Here is a 2174-nt window from a genome sequence, read left to right as displayed (position 1 = left end):
CAGCCACTGTCTGCGGTGCATCCAAGCCCGCAGCAGTGTCTGTCGACGAGTACAGAGCAATGTCGACACAAGACAAGCGCGCACGGCAGGCGGCAGCCGCCGAGTACGTCCGCAAAGCACAGACCATGCGCAGCCTCACCGAAACGCTCGTCGAACGATTGGCAGGTCCCCGATAGTCGGACCACCGCGTTCTAGAGCCACGGTGTGATTGATGTCAGTCGATCTCGCAGCCCACGGGTTGGTGCGTGTGGGTGCATTGGGCAGCATACTCAGCGGGCGTCAGGTAGCCCAGAGACGAGTGGCGATGTCGATTGTTGTGGTCGTCTTTGAAGTCGCCGATCACGACCCTCGCTTCGAGCAGGCTCGTCCAGTGGTTCCGATTCAGGCACTCTTTCCGTAGGCGGTTGTTGAAGGATTCGATGTGTCCGTTGTTCCACGGTGTCCCCGGCGGGATGTAGGAGATACCGACACGGTCTCGGCAAAACTGTTGCAGCACAGCAGAAATGAACTCCGGTCCGTTGTCCATCCGCAACACTCGAGGCGGTCCGCCCCACAACGCGAACGCCTTGTCCAACTCCTCGGTCAACCGCTGCGCGGTGATCGACCGCTCCACGATGTTGAGCACCGACAGTCTGGTGTGTTCGTCGATCATCGACGCGACCTTGATCGCCTTCCCATCGACCGTCGAGTCGAACTGAAAATCCATAGCCCACACCACTTTCGGTGCGTCGGCTTCGACCTGCGGGCACGAGCTGATACCGGCGCGTTTGCGGGGGTGGTAGATCCGAACCTGCAGGCCCTCCTCCTTCCAGAGTCGGTGGACCTTCTTCTTGTTCACCGTCATGCCCTGATCGTGCTTCAGGTGCGCCCAGGCGCGTCGGAAGCCGTGCAGGGGGTGCGAGCCTGCGTATTTCCGCAACGATGCTCTCAGGGCCGCGTCGGGATCCGCGGGCGTCTCGGCGATCGGTGTTCGTGCGTAGGTGGAACGGGCAAGCCCAACTGCTCTGCACGCCAACCGCTTCGACATCTTCATCGTTTTGACGAGCATGTCGACGGCGCGGCGCTTGTCAGCTGGGCTCAGAATTTTCCCTTGGCCACCTCCCGCAGGGCATCCTTCTCGAGCTCGGCATCTGCGAGCAGGCGTTTGAGCCGGCTGTTCTGCTCGCGTAGCTCCTTGAGTTCTTTCGCGGCGTCGGTGTCCATCCCGCCGTACTGGCGACGCCAGTTGTACAACGTCGCTGCCGACACCTCGAGCTCTGCCGCGATCTCTTCCTGTGTCTTGCCGGCCGCAGTGAGCTCATCAGCGCGACGAAGCTTGCGCACGATGTCCTCAGCAGAGTTCCGTTTCCGTCCAGCCATGTTCTCCATCGTCCTATCCGCCCACGTCAGGGGCAACAAGACTCTAAAACAAGATGGCCCCGTTCACCGGGGACACGCCACGGGCTCGTGGGTATTTCCCGACCGAGCAGGCAGCCCTCAAATGTCTGTACCTCGCGACGCGAGCGCTGGACCCGACCGGGAAAGGTAAGCCCGCGATGGGCGATCAGGTGGAAGCCAGCGCTCAACGCGTTCGCGATCACCTTCGAAGGACGCATCACCCCGAACGGTAATTAACCGACACCGAGGTCGGATCCACCGTTAATCGGACACTCCCTATCGCCGGTGAAGCGGTTTTAACGTCAGTGCGGCAGGATGTGGGCTCGCGATCTGGGATTGACTTCTTCGTGGAGGTGTCGAGCAAGGCGGCCAGATTGGTGCCGTACTCCAAGCGTTGTACTATCTCCCAGACCGCGACTATCGCGGGTCTGTATGCACTGGGGGGTCGCATGCGTTCTTGTTTGATACTTACCGTGTTGTTTACGGTTGTAGTGGTAGCGGGCTGTGCGGGTGAGGGTTCCGGCGCCACAGAAAGTGCTGTCACAGCCACTGCTTCGGTCTCTGCCCACAATGCGGCTCCGACGACGTCGCCCACGACATCATTGGTTCCTCGGTCGGTAGGGACTACGACCACCGGCGTGCCTGTCATTCGCGCCGGTAAGCAATCGCTCGGCTTGGCAGACGCGCAAGACACCGATAGTTGGGAGGAGGGCAGCTTCGACGTACCGAAAGTTGCGGACCCTGTCCAGGCAATCGCGACCGGTGTCTCCTGTTCGTCGAAGAGAGAACTCGAGTTC

At 60.9% G+C, this 2174-nt stretch carries 1 protein-coding gene and 1 pseudogene; one reads left to right on the top strand and one right to left on the bottom strand.

What is annotated here, in order from left to right:
* Positions 1 to 214: 214 nt before the first annotated feature.
* Positions 215 to 1359 (bottom strand): IS3 family transposase gene (locus WBQ44_RS05405; protein ID WP_495565704.1). Its coding sequence is split into 2 segments (ribosomal slippage): positions 215 to 1092 and positions 1092 to 1359, totalling 1146 coding nucleotides; the frame shifts between segments, so codons are not numbered across the junction.
* 80 nt (positions 1360 to 1439) lie between these two features.
* On the opposite strand from WBQ44_RS05405, the pseudogene WBQ44_RS05400 reads away from it, so the two are divergent.
* Positions 1440 to 1614 (top strand): annotated as a pseudogene (locus tag WBQ44_RS05400) (IS256 family transposase); the annotation flags it as partial.
* Positions 1615 to 2174: the final 560 nt, after the last annotated feature.

Origin of the sequence: Rhodococcus sp. (in: high G+C Gram-positive bacteria), from assembly GCF_049591685.1 — a bacterium.
Lineage (GTDB): Bacteria > Actinomycetota > Actinomycetes > Mycobacteriales > Mycobacteriaceae > Rhodococcoides.
The sequence above is the reverse complement of the archived record's forward strand: the minus strand, read 5'-3'. Positions and strand labels throughout refer to the sequence as shown.